General features: G+C 54.6%; 17 protein-coding genes. 9 read left to right on the top strand and 8 right to left on the bottom strand.

The genetic code is table 11. The features are described 5' to 3' along the window. Positions 1-55: 55 nt before the first annotated feature. The gene (gene egtB / locus EU557_RS16120; RefSeq protein ID WP_135531483.1) at positions 56-1,354 is read right to left on the bottom strand and encodes an ergothioneine biosynthesis protein EgtB; all 1,299 of its coding nucleotides are present in this window, start codon (positions 1,352-1,354) and stop codon (positions 56-58) included. Positions 1,355-1,621: 267 nt separating this feature from the next. On the opposite strand from egtB, the gene EU557_RS16115 reads away from it, so the two are divergent. The 7 genes from EU557_RS16115 (at position 1,622) to EU557_RS16085 (ending at position 9,613) form a co-directional block, all read left to right on the top strand. Beyond that, positions 1,622-1,876: a KGG domain-containing protein gene (locus EU557_RS16115; protein WP_210116068.1), complete on the top strand. Its 255-nt coding sequence runs from the start codon at positions 1,622-1,624 to the stop codon at positions 1,874-1,876. Positions 1,877-2,089: 213 nt separating this feature from the next. After that, positions 2,090-3,172, top strand: a complete 1,083-nt coding sequence (locus EU557_RS16110) for an o-succinylbenzoate synthase (protein ID WP_135531482.1) — start codon at positions 2,090-2,092, stop codon at positions 3,170-3,172. A 131-nt stretch (positions 3,173-3,303) separates the two neighbouring features. Continuing rightward, positions 3,304-4,599 carry an aspartyl protease family protein gene (locus tag EU557_RS16105; RefSeq protein ID WP_135531481.1) on the top strand — a complete coding sequence of 432 codons (1,296 nt, stop codon included), beginning with the start codon at positions 3,304-3,306 and terminating at the stop codon, positions 4,597-4,599. Between the two features lie 193 nt (positions 4,600-4,792). Beyond that, entirely contained in the window at positions 4,793-5,950 is a 1,158-nt protein-coding gene (locus EU557_RS16100) for a lysophospholipid acyltransferase family protein (protein ID WP_245326292.1), read from the top strand. 116 nt (positions 5,951-6,066) lie between these two features. Beyond that, entirely contained in the window at positions 6,067-7,011 is a 945-nt protein-coding gene (locus EU557_RS16095; protein ID WP_135531480.1) for an alpha/beta hydrolase, read from the top strand. 206 nt (positions 7,012-7,217) lie between these two features. Beyond that, positions 7,218-7,757 (top strand): phasin family protein, encoded by a 540-nt coding sequence (locus EU557_RS16090; RefSeq protein WP_135531479.1) that lies wholly within the window; start codon positions 7,218-7,220, stop codon positions 7,755-7,757. A 164-nt stretch (positions 7,758-7,921) separates the two neighbouring features. Next, positions 7,922-9,613: an ABC1 kinase family protein gene (locus tag EU557_RS16085; RefSeq protein ID WP_135531478.1), complete on the top strand. Its 1,692-nt coding sequence runs from the start codon at positions 7,922-7,924 to the stop codon at positions 9,611-9,613. A gap of 6 nt (positions 9,614-9,619) precedes the next feature. Here the strand turns inward: EU557_RS16085 and EU557_RS16080 are convergent, their stop codons facing one another. From EU557_RS16080 to hppD, 5 genes are all read right to left on the bottom strand, one after another. After that, complete coding sequence (locus EU557_RS16080) at positions 9,620-10,795, bottom strand: porin family protein (RefSeq protein ID WP_135531477.1); 1,176 nt, start codon at positions 10,793-10,795, stop codon at positions 9,620-9,622. 132 nt (positions 10,796-10,927) lie between these two features. Further along, entirely contained in the window at positions 10,928-11,944 is a 1,017-nt protein-coding gene (locus EU557_RS16075; RefSeq protein ID WP_135531476.1) for a hypothetical protein, read from the bottom strand. Positions 11,945-12,177: 233 nt separating this feature from the next. Further along, positions 12,178-12,582, bottom strand: coding sequence for a hypothetical protein (locus tag EU557_RS16070; protein WP_135531475.1), 405 nt, complete (start codon positions 12,580-12,582; stop codon positions 12,178-12,180). Between the two features lie 175 nt (positions 12,583-12,757). Further along, positions 12,758-14,494, bottom strand: a complete 1,737-nt coding sequence (locus EU557_RS16065; RefSeq protein WP_135531474.1) for a phospho-sugar mutase — start codon at positions 14,492-14,494, stop codon at positions 12,758-12,760. Positions 14,495-14,691: 197 nt separating this feature from the next. Further along, positions 14,692-15,825, bottom strand: a complete 1,134-nt coding sequence (gene hppD / locus EU557_RS16060) for a 4-hydroxyphenylpyruvate dioxygenase (protein ID WP_210116067.1) — start codon at positions 15,823-15,825, stop codon at positions 14,692-14,694. A gap of 164 nt (positions 15,826-15,989) precedes the next feature. Between hppD and EU557_RS16055 the strand changes: the two genes are divergently transcribed. Both EU557_RS16055 and EU557_RS16050 read left to right on the top strand, forming a co-directional pair. Further along, positions 15,990-16,376: a hypothetical protein gene (locus tag EU557_RS16055; RefSeq protein ID WP_135531473.1), complete on the top strand. Its 387-nt coding sequence runs from the start codon at positions 15,990-15,992 to the stop codon at positions 16,374-16,376. A 151-nt stretch (positions 16,377-16,527) separates the two neighbouring features. After that, on the top strand, positions 16,528-16,884 hold the full coding sequence (locus EU557_RS16050) for a DUF952 domain-containing protein (protein ID WP_135531472.1): 357 nt from the start codon (positions 16,528-16,530) through the stop codon (positions 16,882-16,884). Positions 16,885-16,950: 66 nt separating this feature from the next. On the opposite strand, the gene EU557_RS16045 is transcribed toward EU557_RS16050, so the two are convergent. Together EU557_RS16045 and EU557_RS16040 are read right to left on the bottom strand one after the other, a co-directional pair. Beyond that, a complete protein-coding gene (locus EU557_RS16045; RefSeq protein WP_135531471.1) occupies positions 16,951-18,846 on the bottom strand; it encodes an ABC-F family ATP-binding cassette domain-containing protein in 1,896 nt (631 codons plus the stop codon). Between the two features lie 108 nt (positions 18,847-18,954). Then, positions 18,955-20,508: a hypothetical protein gene (locus tag EU557_RS16040; protein WP_135531470.1), complete on the bottom strand. Its 1,554-nt coding sequence runs from the start codon at positions 20,506-20,508 to the stop codon at positions 18,955-18,957. Positions 20,509-20,512: the final 4 nt, after the last annotated feature.

Genomic DNA, 20,512 nt, shown 5'->3' with positions numbered 1-20,512 from the left:
CCGGTGAGAGACAGCCTTAATACCCGGAAGAAAGGCAAAGAGCAGTTAGGGAGGCCTAGCGGGCCAGCCGGATACCCGTGAACTGCCAGCGCTTATCGGCGTGGAAGAAGTTACGATAGGTGATGCGGATATGGCTTTCGGGCGTGGCGCAGGAGCCGCCCCGCAACACTAACTGGTTCACCATGAACTTGCCGTTGTATTCGCCTAAGGCGCCCGCTGCGCGGTGGTAGCCGGGGTAAGCGTGGTAGGGCGAGTAAGTCCACTCCCAGGCGTCGCCGAGAAGCTGGTGGCACTGTTCAGGGGAAGCATCTGGGGCGATGGGCTGCGGATCGAGCAGGCCACTTTCTAGGAACGTACCGCCTGCGGCTGTAGCGCCAAAGTGCCGGGCCGCAATTTCCCACTCCTGCTCCGTGGGTAGGCGTAGGCCGCACCACTGGGCATACGCATCTGCCTCATAAAAGCTGACGTGCGTGACGGGAGCTGCCATTTCTACGGGTACCAGGCCGTGGTGCGTAAAACGGTGCCACCCTGTGTCCAGCTTCACCCAGTACAAGGGGGCCGTCCAGTGCTGGCTCTGCACTAGGTCCCAGCCTTCTCCCAGCCAGTAGCGGAAATCCTGGTAGCCGCCAGCCTCTATAAATTCCAGAAACTCGGCATTGGTAACCAACCGATTTTGCAGCTCAAAGTCGGCTACATATACGCTATGCCGGCCAAGCTCATTATCAAAACAAAAGCCTTCGCCCTCAAACCCTACCTGGTGCACCCCACCCGGCACCGGTAGCCAGGCGGCAGGTGGCGCCGCATCTACTGACCGGGAGGTGGGAGCCGCTTGGTAGGCCGGCGCCAGCGGACTAGTACTCAATATGTACTTGATATCGGTAGCTAACAGCTCCTGGTGTTGCTGCTCATGCTGCAGGCCTAGCTCCAGCACTTCCGCAAAGGCAGGCGGCAGTGTATCCTGCAGCGCCAGCAATTGCTCCATGTGCTCATCCACATAAGTACGGTACGTATATATATCGTTGAGTGGTGGCCTAGAGAGCGTACCCCGGTCGGCGCGGTTTACCCGTGAGCCCAGCGAGTTATAGTAGGAGTTGAACAGAAAGGCATAGTCAGGATGAAAGACCTGGTAGCCGGGCATATACTCCCGCAGTAGAAAGGTCTCCCAAAACCACGTAGTATGCGCCAAATGCCACTTAGGGGGGCTTACGTCAATCACGGGCTGCACTACCGTATCCTCGGGGAGTAGGGGGCGGCACAGCTCAACTGACTGATGACGAATTGCTTGGAAGCGCGAGGCCAGGGATGTAGGTTCGGTAGAGACAGGAGCTGCAACCGGGTGAGGATGAGTAGACATAAGGCAGGGGAGTAGACGTACGCAAGTAACTATAAACTCAACCATCTGGTTACGAAACCGGGAGTATAGCGGGTTATACGCAACTGAACGGTATGACTAAGTAAGGCTAGGTATTACTACCGACAAGCTGATCAGTACAAAGCGGTATTTTACAATAAGGCCGCGGTTTTGTACAGTATTACCATCATCTTGATGCAGTACTAGCGAGCCTAAAGGCTTGTTAGATCGGCCCGTAACCACTTTTCCTTTCCACATACTGTCACCGCTATGATGAACAACTCTCCTACAACTGGTTCACCGCGCTCCACAAAATCCAATTCTGAAACTCCTCCGGCTAAGCGGGCCCGCGGCTTTGCCGCCATGGACCCTGCCCAGCAGCGCCGCATTGCCAGCGAAGGTGGCCGGGCGTCGCATCAGAGTGGCCGTGGGCACCGTTTTACCTCCGAAGAAGCACGCGCAGCCGGCCGCAAAGGTGGGCAGGCTAGCCGCGGACGGAGCACCCAAGATACTGCCGCAAGCTAAACCGCCAAGCTATAATAGGTAGCTATACGCATAACTTGCTACATAGCTGCCGCCAAAACACAGCCCCTACACTAAGTGTAGGGGCTGTGTTTCGTTTAGGCGCTTCTCATCTATCCGACGCCTGGGAGCGTATAGCAAGGTCTTGCCCCGGAGAAACAATTGGAGCCGTCAACGCTTGTAATCCTCCCGCCTTCCCACCTCAAGTCTACCTGCATGCTGCAACTGAGTACTTCCCGCCGTGTACTACGTTTCAACTTTCCGGCCCGCACATCGCGGGGCGCCCTCACAGAGCATGTGGCCCACTACCTGCACCTGCACGACAGCACTCGACCGGAAGTAGTAGGCCTAGGCGAAGCCGCCCCGCTTGCCGGCCTCAGCCCCGATCATCGACCAGATTTTGAAGCCACTCTGGAGGGCTTTTGCCGGGAGTTTAACCGCCGCCAGTTGCGCGACCTGCTGCCCGAGGAGGCGGCAGCTTTGATAGGCCTAGAGTGGCCCTCCTTGCGCTTCGCCCTGGAGGCCGCAACGCTGGACCTGCTACATGGCGGCCGGCGCTGCCTGTATGACAATGCCTTCAGCCGCGGAGAAGCTGGTATTCCCATCAATGGCCTCGTATGGATGGGCGATGCCGCTTTCATGCGGCAGCAAATTGAGAAGAAGCTGCAGGAAGGCTATTCCTGTCTTAAGCTTAAAATTGGCAGCCTGGATTTTGAAACGGAGCTGCAGTTGCTGCGCGAAATTAGGGCTGTGGCTGGCCCTGAGCGCCTAACGCTGCGCGTAGATGCCAATGGGGCCTTTGCCCCTGAAGAAGCGCTGGGCAAGCTAGAGCGCCTGGCCGAGTTTTCTCTGCATTCTATTGAGCAGCCCATACGGGCGGGGCAGCGGGAAGCACTCCGGGAAGTATGCCAACAGTCTCCGGTGCCAGTAGCCTTGGATGAGGAGCTGATTAGCGTTACCGACCCACAGGAGCAGGAGGCTTTACTGGAGCAAACTAGGCCCGCTTACATTATTTTAAAGCCCACCCTAGTAGGTGGCCTACGCGCCACTCTTGATTGGCAAGCGGCGGCTGAGCAGCGCGGTATTGCTTCCTGGCTTACTTCCGCTCTGGAATCCAACGTTGGGCTGAATGCCATTAGCCAGTTTGCTGGTTCATATGCCCAAGCGGGCTTTCCGCAAGGCCTAGGAACGGGGCAGCTATACCACAACAATGTAGAAGCGCCGTTACATATTGAGGCGGGGCAGCTGCACTACGCGCCTCAGGGCACCTGGGAGCCACTAGCTACTGACGAACAATAGGCAGCTTGGCCCTGGCCTAGTAGTACGCTAAAGCCGAAAATTCTCGGTTAGTTGGATTGAAAATAGAGATGGGATTCAGTGGCTGTAGGTGCTTTTTTTGAGTAACTTACCCAGCTTGCACATCCTTCCCTATGCCATTACGCTACGTATTTATAGGGCTGCTCTGGAGCCGCATACGAGCGGGATGTCTGCGCTTGCCCTTCCTGCTGGTTTGCTGTTTCTATGCGGCCACGTTGCGGCCGGCAAAAGCCCAGCCTGGCCCATTCTACTTTACCACGGCGCAGGAGAGTAAGGTTAGAATTCCGGTCTTTATGCAGCGGAACCTGGTGGTTATTCCGCTCCGCCTAAACGGACAAGGGCCCTTCAATTTCCTGCTTGACACGGGCATTAATACCTCTCTAATTACGGATGCTAGCCTCCGCCAGCAATTGCGCCTGAACCCCAAGCAGCGCTTTCTTATTTCCGGGGCAGGCGAGGAGGAGCCGCTAGAGGCCTACATGGTAGATAGCGTGCAGGTAGAGTTAAAAGGAATTCAATGCCCCTCCCTGTCGCTACTAATGCTCTCAAGCGACATTCTTAATCTATCCGGGTACGTGGGCATGCCTATTCACGGTCTGCTGGGGGCCGATATATTTCGCAGCTTCGTGGTAGAAATTCGGCCTCAAGAGCAGGAGGTAGTATTTCACCATCCCGACACCTACCGGACGCCGCGTAGTCGGCGGTGGGCGCACATTCCGCTTGATATGGAGGGCAACAAAACCTACGTTACCCTGCCAGTTACGCTCAACGACTCCCTGACGCTCCCCCTTAAGCTGGTGCTCGATACGGGCGCGGGCCACGCCCTCTCGCTGGAAACTACTTCTGACAAGCGCCTGAAGCTTCCCGCTCAGCACCTGCGCACCCAGTTGGGCCGCGGCCTTAATGGGTACATCAATGGTTACCTAGGCCGCGTAACCGCCTTGCGCTTAGGGCGCTACCGGGTGCCTTCGTTGCTCACCTCTTTCCCCGACGCCGCTGATGTGGCCCAACGGGCCGATGTTTTCCGCAACGGTAACCTGGGTTTTGAGCTGCTGAAGCGGTTTGTGGTGATTATCGACTACACCCACAACCGCTTGCTCTTACGTCCCAATAGTACCTTTCGGCAGCCATTCGAGCACGACATGAGCGGCTTCGATCTGGTGGCGGCCGGGCCCGAGCTGCGTCGCTACGTAATCGGGAAAATTCAGCCTGATTCGCCGGCAGCCTTGGCTGGCCTGCAGCCCAACGATGAGCTGGTGTCCATCAACCTGATTCCGACGGCGCAGCTAAGTATGACCCAGGTTAACAACCTTTTTCGCTCCTACAACAATCGATTGCTGTTGCTAGTAGTGCGTCGGCAATCCGGCACGTTGTTTACCACGGCGCTGCGGCTACAGCGGCAGATATAGGCCGTCCTCGCGCATGAAACAGCGGCTAGTTCTGGCAGTAAAAAGTTGCTAATTGCCCGGAGTGGCCTAGCACCGTACCGGAACCTAGGGCAGCAGCGGCAGGTAAGTATAAGCGGAGGCAGGCTTTACCTACCGGCTTCATTCGCAAATTACCTACATTAGGAACTCCGCATCCCACTACCTCTCCCGCCCAATGCCCACGGCTTCTCCGCCCACCGCGCTGCCCCAGCCGACCCCCGCCATTCTGGCGAACCAGCACATCTACTCCGATTATTTCGATGAGGACTTTGTAGAAACGCTGGATCGGAACATCCTGCAGCTGCTCGATCGGGTGTGGTTTCGGTCGAAGCTGGTGGGCTTCGAGGAGTTTCCGCAGCGCAATAACCCCGTGCGGCCTTTGCTGTTTGCCTCCAACCACTCAGGCATGGCTTTCCCCTGGGATGCCATTGTGGCCCTCTCGCACATGTGGCGCCGTCTGCCCGATCTGCGCCATTTGCCTAGGCCACTCTCGGCACCCATGTTGTCGCAGTCGGTGCTGATGAACCCATTTTTGGTCAAGGACTTCTGGAAGAAGAGCGGCTGCGTGGATGCCACTACGCTCAACTTCGAGACGATGATGTTTTACAACGACCATAACCTGATGCTCTACCCCGAGGGCGTGCCGGGTATTGGCAAGGGCTTCAACCGTAAATACAAGCTGCAGCGCCTGGCAACCAGCATCGTGCGCCTCGGCATTCAGCACCATACTGATATTATTCCGTTTTATACCATCAATGGGGAGTACCTGAATCCCTATACGTACAGTTGGGATTGGGTAAACCGCCTCAGCAAAAAAATTGGGATACCCTTCATCCCTATGGGGCCCATTCTGCTGATGGTGCTGTTGCAGCCCTGGTTCTTCTATATGGCCTACCCGGCAAAGCTCACTTTCGTGTTGGGCACCCGCATCAAGCCCTACGAGCTAACCACTAAGCCAGTAGACGAACTGGATAGGGCCGATTATGAGGCTTTGTCGGAGCAGGTGCGCCAACGCATGCAGCAGGAGATGGATGTGGCCGTGAAGGAGCACGGGCAGCAGCCCTACCGCTGGCGAGAACTGTGGCAGCGCATGAAGGAAAACCGCCGCTTCTTCCCGTTTTTCCTGCCCTGGGCCTGGCCGGCCCTGTTTCAGGAGTTTGAGCGCCAATACGTGCGCAACGGCCGCCGCGACTTTGACTTGGACCTGCGCAGCCCTGGAGCGTACTGGCGCATGATTTGGCGCAATCCCTTCACCCTCACCTTTTTTATTCCCGTACTAGGATGGATTCCCATTGCTATTCGGGGGTACCGCGGCCATAAGCTGGGGAAATAACCGATAGCAGCCCAGAACCGCAGGGGCATTAGTGCTCAATAGCAGCGGCACTGACTTTGCCAGCCGTAGTGCCCACGCTCGGTTCTGCGTCGCTCGATACTTACTGACTGATCTACATGCCCTCCACCCAGCATCTCCTCCTCAAACAACTCCTGGCGGCGGCTACCGGCCCGCTAGCTAAGTATCGGCCCCGCCTAGCCACCATGCGCTTAGCAGTTGAAGCGCTATCGCTAGGCCAAATGATGCCCTGGAACGTGTTTCTTACCGATGTGGAGGTAGAGGGTATGGCGGCTGAGTGGGTGCGCCCCGCAGGAGCATCTGCTGAACGAGTGCTGCTATACTTGCACGGCGGCGGCTATGTGATGGGGTCACTCAATACCCACCGTAGCTTGGTAGGCACCTTGGCCCAACGCTGCCAGCTCAACGCGCTGGCTATCAACTACCGCAAAGCTCCCGAATACCCTTTCCCCGCGGCTCTCGACGATGCTCTCCTGGCTTATCACTGGCTCTTGAAGCAAGGCTACCAGGCTGAGAATATCCTGGTAGCCGGCGACTCAGCTGGCGGTGGCCTAGCCTTGGCGTTGCTGCTGGCCCTGCGTGAAGCCGGCTTTCCTATGCCCGCGGCGGCTGTAGGCCTCTCCCCCTGGACGGATTTAGTCCTGCCTGCTCCTTTACTTCGGCGCGTGGCCCACGAGGAAAGCCAGGTGCTCGAAGCCTTGGAAATCAATAACTGGGGTGCTATGTACGCCCACCACCAGCCGCTTACCCACCCGTTGGTATCGCCAGTAAATGCGGAGCTTCATGGGCTGCCTCCATTATTAATTCAAATTTCTGATTCGGAAGTACTCGGCGATGATGTCATGCGCTTTGCGGCCAAAGCGCAGGCCGCTGGCGTGCCCATTACGCTGCAGGTATTTCACGGGCTGGTGCACTGGTGGCACCTGTTTTGGCGCTTCGTACCAGAAGCCCGCCAAGCCCTCGACCAAGTGGCTGCTTTCTCACGCCAGGTGTGGGAGGATCAGAAATTCAAAGGCGGCGCACAGCCAGCAGTGGCCGCTTAACCTAGGCCTAGGCCCTGTAGGGTGTACTGCTGGTAAACTATTGAGTTAGACGAAAATGGCACGAAAGAAAAAGTCAATACCGGCGTTTAACTATATAGTAGTCATTTCGTAGGTTTGTTGAAAGTAGTAGGCTTGCATACTATTTAAGACCTGCCTCTCATTTTCGTTTCTCATCCTTTTCCCACCTTTTTTAACCATCCCTTCTTATGGAAGACCTGTTTAAGAAATTCATCAATGCCGGAGTTGGTCTGGTTTCGCTCACCAACGACCGAGTGCAGAAAACCATCGATACGCTGGTTAAAGAGAGCAAACTCTCAGAGCAGGAGGGAGCCCGGATTATGGATGACCTCAGGAAGAATACTGATACCAAGCGCCAGGAGATGGAAAAGCAATTCCAGGGTTTAGCTTCTCGGCTAATGAAAAGCGCCGGTATTGCCACCAATGCCGACGTGGAGGAGCTGAAGCGTACCGTGAAGGGCGGAGGCACCAAAACATCGTCGCCTTCAACCTCTCCGGCGGCCGCCAAGGTTAGCTCAACTTCGGTGAAGGGTACTACAACTGCTGCTAAGACAGCCGCGGCTGTAAAAGCTACCACTACCAAAGCGGGCAATACCACTGCTAAAGCCTCAGAATCAGCTGCTAGCAAGGGTGGCGAGAGCAAGGAGGAGAAAGCCAATAAAACAGCGGCTAAAAAGGCTATTTCCCCCAACGATAATACCTCTAGCAATGGCAGCCAGTTATCGTAACTGACCAATACACTGCAGTAAAACCCCGTTTACGCTTGGTAAACGGGGTTTTTATTTCCTCCAACTGCTCAAAATAGTACCAGAAAAGGAGCTAATGCCGCCGAAACTGTAGCTCGTCTGATTAAGTGGCGGGAGGTCCGGGTTTTATTCCGATTTTGCAAGGCATGTTTAAAAATACGATTTCCAACCTCGCGCGCATCCGGCAGGTAGCGGAGGTGCTTATTCGCTACGGCTTTGAGGATGTAGTTACCAGTACGGCGCTGCGTCGGCTGGTGCCTAAAAGTCGGCGTAAGTCGTGGCAAGAGGGCCAGTACCCGGTGTTTGAAACCACGCGCTGGCAGCGGATTCGTATGATTATCGAAGAGTTGGGCCCTACCTTCATCAAGCTGGCCCAGGCCCTAAGCAACCGCGCCGACCTGCTCCCGCAGCCCCTCATTGATGAGTTTGAGAAACTGCAGAGCAACGTGCCACCTTTCCCGGTGGCGCAGGCCCGCCGTATTATTGAGCAGGAACTAGGCCAGCCACTGCAGGACGTGTTTCTGGAGTTTGAGGAAGACACACTGGGCTCAGCCAGCATTGGGCAGGTGCACCGCGCCCGGCTGATGACGGGAGAAGAAGTAGTAGTAAAAGTGCAGCGCCCCGATGTGCAGGAAAAAGTGCGCACCGACCTTAGCCTGCTGCGCGAACTAGTGAGCCTAACGGCCCCTTTCCTGCGCAAGCAGGGCCTCTCCAACCCTCAGGATATTGTAGATGCTTTCGAGCGAAGCATGACCAAGGAGCTGGATTACACCTCCGAGGCCCGCAGCATGGAGCAGTTTCGTAAGCTCTACGAGAGCTATGAAACCTTCTACATCCCTAGGCCCTACCGCGAAATCAGTACCAGCAAAATTCTGGTGATTGAGTACGTGAGCGGGTGCAAAATCACCGACAAAGCCCAATTGCTGGCCTGGGGTCTGAGCCCTGAGAAGGTAGCCGAAACGGGCATGGACATCTACCTAACCCAAATATTTGAGTTCGGAGCCTTTCATGCCGATCCGCACCCCGGTAATGTGCTGGTGCGGCCCGATGGCACCATTGTGCTCATTGACTTTGGGATGGTAGGGCGCCTTACCAAGCAGCAGAAATACGCCTTTGCAGGTGTGTTCATCGGCATGGCCCGGCAGGATGCGCGTAGCATGGCCCTAAATTTCCGTCGCCTAGCCCTTACCGCCGAAATCCCCGACATGCGCGCTTTCGAGAGCGACTTGGCGCAGCTCATCGATGATTTTGCCAGCCTGGATGTAAAGGAGATGAGCATGTCGGACCTCGCCGATGCGCTTCAGGGCATCATCTACCGCTACAAGCTGCAGGTGCCCGGCGCGGTATTCCTCATTCTGCGCGCCCTCGTGATTTTGGAAGGCATCGGTAAAGTCTTGCACCCGAGCTTTAATACGTTCGATTTCGTGCGGCCCTATGGTGCCCGCATCATTGCGGAGCAGTACTCGCCCGAGAATGTACTAAGCGAGGCGCAGTACACGGGTGCCCAGTTGCTGGCCCTGCTGCAAACCCTGCCCACCGACTTGCGCCAGATCATGCGCAAAATCTCTCGCGGCGACCTGCGGGTGCGCGTGGAGCTAAGCGGCTACCAACTGCTCCTGCGCAAAGCCGACCAGCTCGTGAGCCGCTCCATCCTGGCGGCCATCTCAGTGGCCATGATTTTGTTTGCCGGCCTGAGTCTGCTAGGTCACTACCCAGCAGGTCAGATGCGCTACTTCCGCGGCCTGCCCCTCGTAACGTGGTACAGCCTAGGTATTGCTGCCTTTCTGCTCCTGATTTTATTTATCCTAGGTACGAAAGACGACAGGCGCCGGGAGTAAAGTGGCCTAGAACAGCACGCTCAGGTCTAGGCGCAAAGATTGGTGGTTAGGAGTGGTGTTGTTAGTGTTGCCATCAATCATGTAGTCATATCGTAAATCCAACATGAGCGTGGGTAAGGAAGGCTGGCGTAACATTAATCCGGCGCCACCTGTTAGGCCCAAGCTATTGGTCCGTTGACTCTTAAGTGAAATCTTTTCATCAGCTGGTGGGATTTGTGTTGTGGTCCCATCGACGTAATTGTGGTACATCAGAGCAGATTTATCGCTAAAATTAATTCCGTAGATAGGGCCGGCATTCACAAAGGGGCGCAAGGTGCTGTTGCCCAGGGTGTAGCGAAATAATAGGGGTACTTGTATTTGGGCATAGTCTATTAATAAACGCTCATCCGTGTTATAATAGGCATTACCATTATACACCTGGTTGGCAGAGGACTTGCCTTGCAAATGGATGTATACTGCTTCAAGCTGAGTAGAAAACCGAGTCTTGCCGGACAAATTGAGCAGTACTCCCACCTGATAACCCTGGCCAGTAGCTGCAGACTTGGTGTAAGCACTGGGAAAGTTGCGAAAGCTGGAAGAGTTGATACCTCCTTTAACGCCAATTGAAACGTGCGACCCCTCTGACTTTTTTAACTGCAGACTTGTCTGTTGAGGCTTGCGACAGGCATTATAATCCATTATTAGGCGCGACATTCCACCCGAATTGTAGGAGTAACGTCGCAAAGTCTCCGAATACTCTAGCTTTAGACTTGGGCAATCAGGTAACAAACGCAAATACGTAAGCTGACTGGACTGTGGAGGCACCGCTACGAGGTAAGTAGAGTCAGCTGGTTGAATGTAAAACACCTGTTTGCCATTGTCAGTCTGGCCGACATACAGGCTAGTATATCCCTGAACTAAAGGCGTAACAAACTCAGGAGTGCTAGCGTGTGGACCTATTAGTTTGCTCTGGCCCAATAGACTATTTTCATCACCGTAACTCACTACTGCTGTAGGAGAGAAAGTGGTGGGTGCTTGGCCGGTACGCCTTAAAATGAGAGTTTGCAATCTGCTTCCTGTCAGTTGAAGACGCCCTCTAAGCGTATCGCCGGCAGTGGTTACTATATAGTCGTTTCCCGCGCGCTGTGCTAATGCAGGAATGGTCGTTAGCCCTAAGGCTAACAGGAGTAAGGATGACTTCACTATAGAGAGTAAATTGAACCAAACGATTTTCGATAGTCCAATCGAAAATATCGTGTATAAATACTTAATGTGGTATTCACATCAAAATTACTCTTGATCTCAGTTCACAAGGAGGTTTCCTGTATCTGACTGCTACTTTTTGAACAGCGTGTAAGCGGCCTGCAAACCAATACAGTTTACGTCCATAAACCGCTGAAACGTACCGGCTAGCTCTACCTCCTGCCGTCGACCGAAAGGAAGCAATCCACCGACCTTTGCTTGGTACACCATTGCTACAACTCCTTCACTGTAGCCTAACCTTAAACCGCCTCCCACAACTGCACCGAGCCCATTAGGTTTGGCAATGCGCTGGCTGAGGTTGATACCAGCAGCTAGTAAAGGAGTAGTGAAGAAGCGCTGGCCTGCATATTCAGAAGTAGGAAGTCTCAAGTATGTGTAGCTAACGCCCAGGGAAGTTTGCAAACCGCTCGCCCGCAGGGTTGTCCAATCTAAGCCTACTTGCCAGCCAGAACCAACTGGCTGCTGTAGTTGGTTAGAAGAATTCTCAGAATCTCGGCTGGCACTGAATCGAGAAGTATAAGCCGTTATTCCCGGCCACCATACGGAACGATGGTTGGCTGTAGGGCGCCAACTTGGTTCTACGCATTTGTTATACTGAGCTATATATTGCTGAGCTCTGAAATCTGTATAAGGCTTACTTAAAAAGTCAGCACTTGTGAAATCCATGGCTTGGCACTGGCCTAGGTAGCGATGTAGCATCAGATGCCAGTTGGAGGCAGTGAGCTCATACAGTGTGTCGTTTTTTGTAGGCTTCAGTAACAACCCAAACTCATCAGCAAAGGAGTAAACACTGATAATTCCTTCCTGTTCTGGCAGAACGAATGCGTACGTTAGCTGACCCGAAGCCCGTTTTACTGCATAACTCTGTACTAAAGCATTGTGTAACAATCCGTAGCCCCGTACTTCGGCCGCTGTAAACTTTCTTTCTTGCTGATGAGGGATAAAAAGACTGATACTAGACTGTTGGCTTGATTCCCGCACGATGCCTCTAAGTGTATCACCTCTCAACGTAACAATGTACCCTGGTAAGCCCTGGCTAAATGCAGCTATATTGAATAAGGTCAATAGTACGGTGAAATAAAGACGCATTGTAACTAAATAGAGCTTTTGCTAAGCAAGTATAAATTGGAAGAAAACTGAACTATACAGTTTGATTTCTAAAAGAAAATTTTGCTACGACTCTATATCGTTGTTAATACAGTGAGCTGAACGCAGGAATGTTGCTTGTTGGCCTTGTCCTTAGCTCTTATACTTACTGCTAATATCCCGCTATTGGCAGCGATACCAACAGTAAGAATGCGCTAGCTTTTCTAGCAACCAAGTTACACGCTGTCGTATAGCTTAGCTTCCACATTGAGAGATTCAGCTAAGAACTTTGTCAGACTTGATGCAGTGTCGTAACTCAATGTATCCTGAAGTATCACTCCCTGAGATGAGCCTGACACGGAAAACATAACAATGTATCGCTTGTGCTGGTCGGTGCGGATGCGGCACTCTTTGCCCGAAGTAACCAGATCTGAAAAGTACTTCATGGTAATGTGTTGTACTAAAGGTAGCTTTTCCCAGTCCCCGGCCCTGAAACCAAACAGGGATGTAAACAAACGGTACTGACGACTTCCCAGGTCTAATTCAATCCCTTTTCTCATTGAAAAGCAGAACGCTGCGTTTATCAGGGCCACCATTGCTAAGTGAAAAACACCTGAGTATAGCAGGAGCGCTGCAGCCACTACGAAGAAAGATGCTAGAAGAATTTTTGGGCCTCCTAAAAAGAAAATAGTTGAAGGCTTCTCTGAATGGGAGGCGCCTGTTGCGATAGTAGCAGTCTTATACGAGTAGTAGGTAATAAAACAGCCCAGCCTGTTTGAGTGGCTGGGCTGTGCAAATATCAGAAGGAATTGCTGATTACTTCAACTGCATATCGTCGATGATGCGCTGGATTTTCTCGCCGGCTAAACGGTCAGCGAGGTCAAAGTCTACCTCAGAGGCCAGGGGCTGACGCACGCTGAAGTAGAACTTGATTTTGGGCTCGGTGCCGCTAGGGCGGGCTGAGATTTTGCTGCCATCTTCGAGGATGAATTGCAGCACGTTGCTGCTCTCTAGGCCAGTCTCCGACTCTAGGCCAGTGCGCAGATCCCGGATTTTACCGGTTTTATAGTCGCGCAACTCTACCACGGGCAGGCCAGCAATGGTAGCGGGTGGGTTGGCGCGTAGGTCGCGCATCATTTCCTGAATTTCTTCAGCGCCGCGCTGGCCTTTCTTGGTCAGCGAAATCAGATGCTCCTTGTAGAAGCCGTACTTCACGTACATGTGTACCATTTCCTGGTACAGCGTGTGGCCATTGTCTTTGGCTACGGCCGCCATCTCGGCCAGCATTACGCAGGCAGAAATAGCATCCTTATCGCGCACGAAAGAGCCAATCATGTAACCGTAGCTTTCCTCACCACCCCCAATGTAGTTGCTCTGGCCTTCCAAGTCACGGATGATGCCGGCAATGTACTTGAAGCCCGTTAGGGTCTGGTAGGCCGTCACGCCGTTGGCGCGAGCAATGTCGCCCAGCACGTCGCTGGTTACAATGGTATAGACGATGAAGTCCTGGTCCGTCATTTTGCCGGCGCCTTTGCGAGCCGACAGCAAGTAGTGAGTCAGCAGGGCCGCCGTTTGGTTGCCGTTCACCAGTACCCACTCACCGTGCGTGTTTTTCACGGCAATGCCCACGCGGTCAGCGTCGGGGTCGGTGGCAATTACGAGGTCGGCATCCAGCGCTTTGGCTTGGTCTAGGGCCATCTGCATGGCTACCTTCTCCTCGGGGTTCGGCGACTGCACCGTGGGGAAGTTGCCGTCGGGAGTGGCCTGGGCCTCTACTACGTGCACGTTGGTGAAACCAAGCTGGGCCAGGGCCTTCGGTACCAGCGTAATGCCCGTGCCGTGCAGCGGCGTGTACACGATTTTTAGGTCGTGCTGGCGCTGAATGGCGGCGGGGTTGATGCTCAACTCCTTCACCTTGGCTAGGTAAGCAGCATCGATATCCTCGCCAATGAGATGAATGCGCGACTCATCAGCCTGGAACTTCACTTCCGCAACGGAGTGAATGGCATTTACTTTCTCGATGATGTTCTTGTCGTGGGGAGCTACTACCTGCGCACCGTCGTTCCAGTACACTTTGAAGCCATTGTACTCCTTGGGATTGTGCGAAGCCGTTACTACGCAGCCGCTCTGGCAGCCCAGCTGGCGAATGGCAAACGACAGCTCCGGCGTGGGGCGCAGGGCATTAAAGAGGTACACCGTGATGCCATTGGCGGAGAAAATACCGGCGGCAATGCGGGCAAACTCTTGGCTGTTATTGCGTGAGTCGTGGGCAATGGCCACTTTAATTTCCTGGCCCGGAAACTCCTGCAGCAAGTAGTTGCAGAGGCCTTGCGTAGCCATTCCCAGGGTATAGCGGTTCATGCGGTTGGACCCGGCTCCCATAATACCGCGTAGGCCACCCGTACCAAATTCCAGATTCCGGTAAAACGCGTCGTTCAGGAAGTCTTCCTGATTTTGGGCTACCATCTCGCGGATTTCCGCGTGCGTGGTGGCATCGTAGCTGTCGGTCAGCCAGTTATTGATCTTTTGCTGGATTTCGGAAGTAAGCGCCATAACAGGTCGTTGAAAGAATAGGGTTCTGAGAACGGGAGTAAAGAAAAGAGGTTTTTATTGGATGCCTAAAAGATGAGTTTAAATTATCTCTATATAGGGAGGGAGGCGAAAGCCTAGAATACTAGGCTAGCTAAACAAAGCAGCCCCGATACCTTGTAGTATCGGGGCTGTGGAAATCTGTAAATCAGAGAGGTGGCCTAGAGGTTGCCTCGCAAAGCCTGCTCACGCTCAATGGCTTCGAACAGCGCCTTGAAGTTGCCTTTGCCGAAGCTCTTGGCGCCTTTGCGCTGAATGATTTCGTAGAACACCGTGGGGCGGTCTTCTACCGGCTTGGTGAAAATTTGCAGCAAGTAACCCTCCTCGTCGCGGTCCACGAGCAGATTCAGTTCCTTAATGCTGTCCAGATCTTCATCGATGTGGCCTACGCGGTCAAGCAGGTCATCGTAATACGTGCTAGGCACCGTCAGGAATTCTACACCGCGGCGGCGCAGCTCCGTTACCGTGGTGCGAATGTCATGGGTGATAAGGGCCATGTGCTGCACACCGGGCGAGTGGTAGAAGTCGAGGTACTCCTCAATCTGTGACTTCTTCTTACCCTCGGCGGGCTCGTTGATGGGGAACTTCACGAAGCCGTTGCCATTTGACACCACTTTGCTCATGAGGGCCGAGTACTCAGTGCTGATGTCGTCATCGTCGAAGGTGATGAGCAGTTTAAAGCCCATCACATCCTCGTAGAACTTCACCCATTGGTTCATCTCGCCCCAGCCCACATTGCCCACGCAATGGTCTACGTACTGCAGGCCAACGGGCACGCCCTGCGGAACCAAGCTCGTTTTGGCCTGGAAGCCCGGCAGGAATGGGCCGTTGTACTTGGAGCGCTCCACAAACGTGTGGATGGTTTCACCATAGGTGTAGATGCCGGCCATGGTCACCTCGCCGTGCTCATCGGTGATGGTATAGGGCTCGAAAGCCGACTTAGCGCCGCGCTTGGTGGTTTCTTCGTACGATTTGCGGGCGTCGTCAACCCATAGGGCCATTACCTTCACTCCGTCGCCGTGCTCAGCTACGTGACGCGTGATATCGGAATCGGGCAGCAGGGAGGTGGTCAGCACGAAGCGAATCTTGTTCTGCTGCAGCACATAGCTGGCCCGGTCGCGCACGCCGGTTTCGGGGCCGGAGTAGGCCACTAGCTCAAAGCCAAAGGCAGCCTGGTAATAATACGCCGACTGTTTAGCGTTGCCAACGTAGAACTCGATGTAATCGGTACCGTTCAGGGGCAAGAAGTCGTGGGCCGGGTGAGCCTGCACGGCAGGCGAAGTCATGGTTTCCATGGATACTCGCGGTTGGGTGGGGTGGAGGATAATGCTGGGTAAAAATACATGAATACCCGGATACGCACCTCCTTTCCCTAGGCCACGTAAACGAACGGTCCCGTCATGGGATTTTCCCGAAACCTGCGCACCTTTGCGCCGAACCATTCCTATTGCCCGTGGATATGAACAAGGAAGAACTCAACCGCGCCCTGGTTGCGCTCATCGAAAAGAAACAGGCGTTGCACGAGCTTTCTTATGACGATGCCCGCTACGATGACGTAGAGGAGGAACTGCACGACCTGGAAGACGATTTCAACGATGAATATGGCCCTTTCCTGGAAGAGGCCCTAGAAAAAGTGCACAACGATCTGAACTCCGATACCGACGTGCTGCTGCCTACTGCCTACCTGCCCTCCAGCACCGGCGGTAAGCCTTCCCCCAAAGAAGGCGTGTGGGTCGACTCAGAGAAGTACCCCGGCAAAGAGGCTCGTATCACGCTGGTGCCCAACCCCACGCGCATCGTGCTAACGGTTGGTAAGAGTGTGCAGCAAGACCTCTGGACCGCCTAGGCCACTAGCCTAAGCGCGTATAAGATTCTGGCGTCTGACGCAAAACGGAGGACCTTGTCAGGCAGAAGCAAGTCGTGATTTCGACCGTCGCTTCCGCGTGGCAAGGTCCTTCCTGCGCGTAACAGCCTCTATTACTTTAATACGAACTCAAATGCTTTACCGAATTGCCAGCCTATTTGACTGGCAGCAAGCGCAAGAAACCGGGTTCTTTACTAGCGCTGATTTGGCGGCTGAAGGATTTATTCACTGTTCAGAGCGGCACCAAGTACTAGAAACGGCCCGCCGCTACTACGCTGGCCAGGCAAAGTTAGTGCTGCTGGAATGGGATGAAGATATGCTCATGACTGCCCAGGTGCGCGTAGAACGAGAGTGGGTAGAAAGCCGGCAGCAGCATTTCGCGCATGTGTTTGCGCCCGTGCCTCTCAGTGCCGTGCGTCGGAGCTGGCCCTTTGCCGTGGCACAAGATGGTACGGCAGTGCTGCCAGATGAACTAGTGGGAGTGTACTAAAACCAAAAGCCCCGCTGTAGTGAAAACAGCGGGGCTTTTGTCTAAGGCTTCAACTACCTAGGCCACTTATACAAACTCAGCCAGTTCTAACCATCTTTCACCTTTGGTGTCCAGGTCGTGGTCGGTGCGTTTGAGCTGCGCGGCCCAGTCGGCTAGCTCCTGGTGCGTGCCGGTGCCAGAGTTTAGCTTCTCAATGAGTTGCTGTTTCAGGGTTTCAAGCTGCTCCAGCTCTTTCTCAAGGGTTTCGTATTCTTTCTTCTCTGCGAAGGTTGCCTTGCGCTTGGCAGCGGCCGGGGCAGCCGGAGTAGGCGGCACGGCCACGGGCGCAGCTGAGGCCGTAGCCTTGGGTGGCCTAGCGGCCGTTTCAGCATCCTGGTCTTTCTGCCACTCGCGGTAGTCGGTGTAGTTGCCGGGGAACTGCCTGATTTTTCCGCCGGGCTCCAGCGCAAACACCTGCTCCACCAAGGCATCCATAAAGTACCGGTCGTGCGACACGATAATCAGGCAGCCCTGGAAGTTGAGCAGGAAGTCTTCCAGTATGTTGAGCGTGATGATGTCGAGGTCGTTGGTCGGCTCGTCTAGAATCAGGAAGTTGGGATTCTTGATGAGGACGCGCAGCAGTTGCAAGCGGCGTTTTTCACCTCCGCTCAGCTTGCTTACCAGCGTGTACTGCTGGGCTGGCGGAAACTGGAAGTGCTGCAGAAACTGCGAGGCCGTTACCTGGCTGCCATCGGCCATCTCTACCACTTCGGCCACCTCCTTCACAATATCAATAACGCGCTGGTTAGGGTCGAATTCCAGCTCCGTCTGGGTGTAGTAGCCGAACACTGTGGTCTGGCCGGCATCTACCACCCCCGAATCAGGGGTGAGTTTGCCCGTGAGCATGTTCAGCAGCGTCGACTTACCAGCCCCGTTTGGCCCAATAAGGCCAATGCGGTCCTTCTTCTTGAACACGTAGCTGAAGTCATCAAGCACCACCTTACCGCCAAATTGCTTGTGCAGGTGCTCCACCTCGATGATCTTGCCACCCTGCCGGGTAGTCTTTACTGATAGCTCCATCTCAGGGCCCTTAATGCGGCCCTTAGCTTTCTCCTGGGTTTCGTAGAAGGCATCAATGCGGGCTTTTTGCTTGGTGCCACGGGCCTGGGGCTGACGGCGCATCCACTCCAGTTCCTTGCGGAGGAGGTTGCGGGCCTTTTCCACTTCCACGGTTTCCATCTGCTCGCGCTCGGCTTTCTTCTCTACAAAATAGGAGTAGTTGCCCTGGTAGCGGTGCACGCGGCCTTGGTCCAGTTCCACAATTTCGTTGGCTACCTTGTCGAGGAAGTAACGGTCGTGAGTCACCATCAACAGGGTGAGGGAGGGCGAGGCCAAGCGGTTTTCCAGCCACTCAATGGTGGCCAGGTCCAGGTGGTTGGTGGGCTCGTCTAGGATCAATACATCAGGCTCCTCAATCAGCACCCGGGCCAGGGCCACGCGCTTGCGCTGCCCACCCGAGAGCTTGTTAACGGGGCGCTCCAGCAGATCACCAAGGATACCTAGGCGACCCAAGATCTGCTTTACTTGCGCATCGTAATCCCAAGCGTTATAGGTATCCATCAGCTCCATCACCCGCTGTAGGTCGCTGGAGGAATGGTTGGGGTCGTTAACCACGTGCTCATAGTCGCGGATGGCCGCAAGCGTATCGTTCTGGCTAGCGAAGATGGTTTGCTCTACGTTTAGCGACTCATCAAACACCGGCTGCTGGCCCAGAAACGACACCCGAATGTCTTTGCGCACACTTACTTCGCCTGTATCCGGCGGCTCTAGGCCTGCCAGAATACGCAGCAACGTGGTCTTACCCGAGCCGTTGATGCCCACCAGCGCCACGCGCTGGCCTTGCTGCAGTCCGAAGTTCAATTCCCGGAACAGCCACCGGTCGGCGTAATTTTTAGAGAGGTTCTCAGCAGAAAGCAAATTCATACCCGCAAAGGTACGAGTGGCGAAATTGTGAAGTGCTGAAATTGTGAGGTGGTGAGTTTAAAAGAGCCAGCTGCGCAGAGCTAATACGGCAGGCCGTAGGCCTCCAACTCACCTTTGGTAAACCCGGCACTGAAAGTTGCAGGAGCGCAAGTGCTGGCGCTCGGCTGGCGTGAAGCCTTCAAAAGCGTAAGCGGGGAAAGTAAGAAAGTGCGGGCCCGCATAGAGTAGGTGGCCACCTGAAGGGGCCGCAACTGCAGCGCATCCGGTAAGGGGCATCGGATACGGATAAGTAAAATTAACAAGTAGTAGTGAGGAAGGCACAGCGGCTGGTCTGGCCAAACCGGGCGGCGGGCTAAAATCCCAGGAATGGCCTAGGCCACCCTCGTTCATATAAGTAAGGTGGTCAATTGGCTGAACGGCCAGCTTGGCTAGCACGTCACGCGGGTAAGCCAGGCCCCCATATGCATGCAGGAAATGGCAAAACCCGAAAAGGGTAGAGCCTACTACTAGTGCCTGGCTCACTCTACGCCCTACGGGAGGTAGCCACGCCAGCGCTGAAACAGCGTACAAGACCAAAAAGGGCACGAAGAAATGGAGAATGCGCCCATAGAAAACAAACTTGTGAGCGAAGTAGGCCAGGGAAGCGTGCAGCAGCCAAAGGCCGAGCGGACCCCAAGCAAGAGCGCGCAGCATAGGCCTAGTCTCAGTTGTGCGGGTGCGACTTAGCAATGCCATACCCGGTAGGGCCAGTAGTACCAGGGCTATGCCCGATACGCCTTCTATCTGCCATAAATACCGGCCTGAAAAGGAGAAGCCTTCACTGAAGTCGCCCTGAATGATGCTGGGCCCCAGGGTTTGCAAGGACCGCAGATAAGAGATATGGCCGTATCGGGTGATGAGCTCAAGTAGTAGAATGACGAACAGGGCCCCAACAACTGCCCATAGTATGCCCTGCAGCCAGCGTGGTGAGGGAAGGTGCGCCAAGAGGAATAGCCCTACAAGCACAGGCGCAAAATAATACCCTGGGTAAATGGCTACCACCAACCAACCAAGTACACCGGTTAGCAACCCAAGTTGACGTGTGCCGCTAACAGTAACTGGCCTACTGTTTCTCGTTAGGATTACGAGCGCTACCAAAAGTACGAGCAGCGCCAGGTCGTAAGGAAGAAGATGGCGCAGGTATAGATTTGAACTCACCAAGGCAGCGTATAGGAGGCAGCCTGTGAGGGCGGAAGTTTTGGGCAGCCAGCGTAGGCCTAGTAAATAGAGAAGCAGTACGTTGCCTACCAGCACCAAGTAGTTCATGAGCTGAGGCAACAGCAAGGAGAGGGGAGCCTCTGGGTGCGGCCCTCCTAACTGTTGCCAAAAGACCTGCACGAAAGCCACAGGCAGGCGTAGCAGTGCATCGGCCGGCCGGCCCTGGGTGTTGGCTAGGTGTAGCGCAGCTCCCTCTGGGTCACCCGCTAGCAGTAACTGGGCTGCCTTAATAGATTCTAAATAGCGGTCTTCATCGGGGAAAGCTAAGGCGCCCCCGGCTAATAGCAGCGTCAGGCGGGCCAGCAGCACAAGGCCCAGTAGGCCTAGCAGGCTGCGGAAAAACCAACGCTCAGAAGAGTTTGTCTCGTTTGACGAGGAAGAAGGCGTATGGGAAGGATACTTCACGCCC

The organism is Hymenobacter wooponensis (genome assembly GCF_004745865.1).
Classification (GTDB): domain Bacteria; phylum Bacteroidota; class Bacteroidia; order Cytophagales; family Hymenobacteraceae; genus Hymenobacter; species Hymenobacter wooponensis.
The sequence above is the reverse complement of the archived record's forward strand: the minus strand, read 5'-3'. Positions and strand labels throughout refer to the sequence as shown.

Excerpts from the sequence above, each read along its gene's own strand:
- EU557_RS16085 (WP_135531478.1), top strand. The coding sequence starts at position 7,922 with ATGTTTAAAAATACGATTTCCAACCTCGCGCGCATCCGGCAGGTAGCG.
- hppD (WP_210116067.1), bottom strand. The coding sequence starts at position 15,825 with ATGGAAACCATGACTTCGCCTGCCGTGCAGGCTCACCCGGCCCACGAC.
- EU557_RS16050 (WP_135531472.1), top strand. The coding sequence starts at position 16,528 with ATGCTTTACCGAATTGCCAGCCTATTTGACTGGCAGCAAGCGCAAGAA.
- EU557_RS16115 (WP_210116068.1), top strand. The coding sequence starts at position 1,622 with ATGATGAACAACTCTCCTACAACTGGTTCACCGCGCTCCACAAAATCC.
- EU557_RS16100 (WP_245326292.1), top strand. The coding sequence starts at position 4,793 with ATGCCCACGGCTTCTCCGCCCACCGCGCTGCCCCAGCCGACCCCCGCC.
- EU557_RS16105 (WP_135531481.1), top strand. The coding sequence starts at position 3,304 with ATGCCATTACGCTACGTATTTATAGGGCTGCTCTGGAGCCGCATACGA.
- EU557_RS16045 (WP_135531471.1), bottom strand. The coding sequence starts at position 18,846 with ATGAATTTGCTTTCTGCTGAGAACCTCTCTAAAAATTACGCCGACCGG.
- EU557_RS16090 (WP_135531479.1), top strand. The coding sequence starts at position 7,218 with ATGGAAGACCTGTTTAAGAAATTCATCAATGCCGGAGTTGGTCTGGTT.
- EU557_RS16095 (WP_135531480.1), top strand. The coding sequence starts at position 6,067 with ATGCCCTCCACCCAGCATCTCCTCCTCAAACAACTCCTGGCGGCGGCT.
- EU557_RS16065 (WP_135531474.1), bottom strand. The coding sequence starts at position 14,494 with ATGGCGCTTACTTCCGAAATCCAGCAAAAGATCAATAACTGGCTGACC.
- EU557_RS16110 (WP_135531482.1), top strand. The coding sequence starts at position 2,090 with ATGCTGCAACTGAGTACTTCCCGCCGTGTACTACGTTTCAACTTTCCG.
- egtB (WP_135531483.1), bottom strand. The coding sequence starts at position 1,354 with ATGTCTACTCATCCTCACCCGGTTGCAGCTCCTGTCTCTACCGAACCT.
- EU557_RS16075 (WP_135531476.1), bottom strand. The coding sequence starts at position 11,944 with ATGCGTCTTTATTTCACCGTACTATTGACCTTATTCAATATAGCTGCA.
- EU557_RS16055 (WP_135531473.1), top strand. The coding sequence starts at position 15,990 with ATGAACAAGGAAGAACTCAACCGCGCCCTGGTTGCGCTCATCGAAAAG.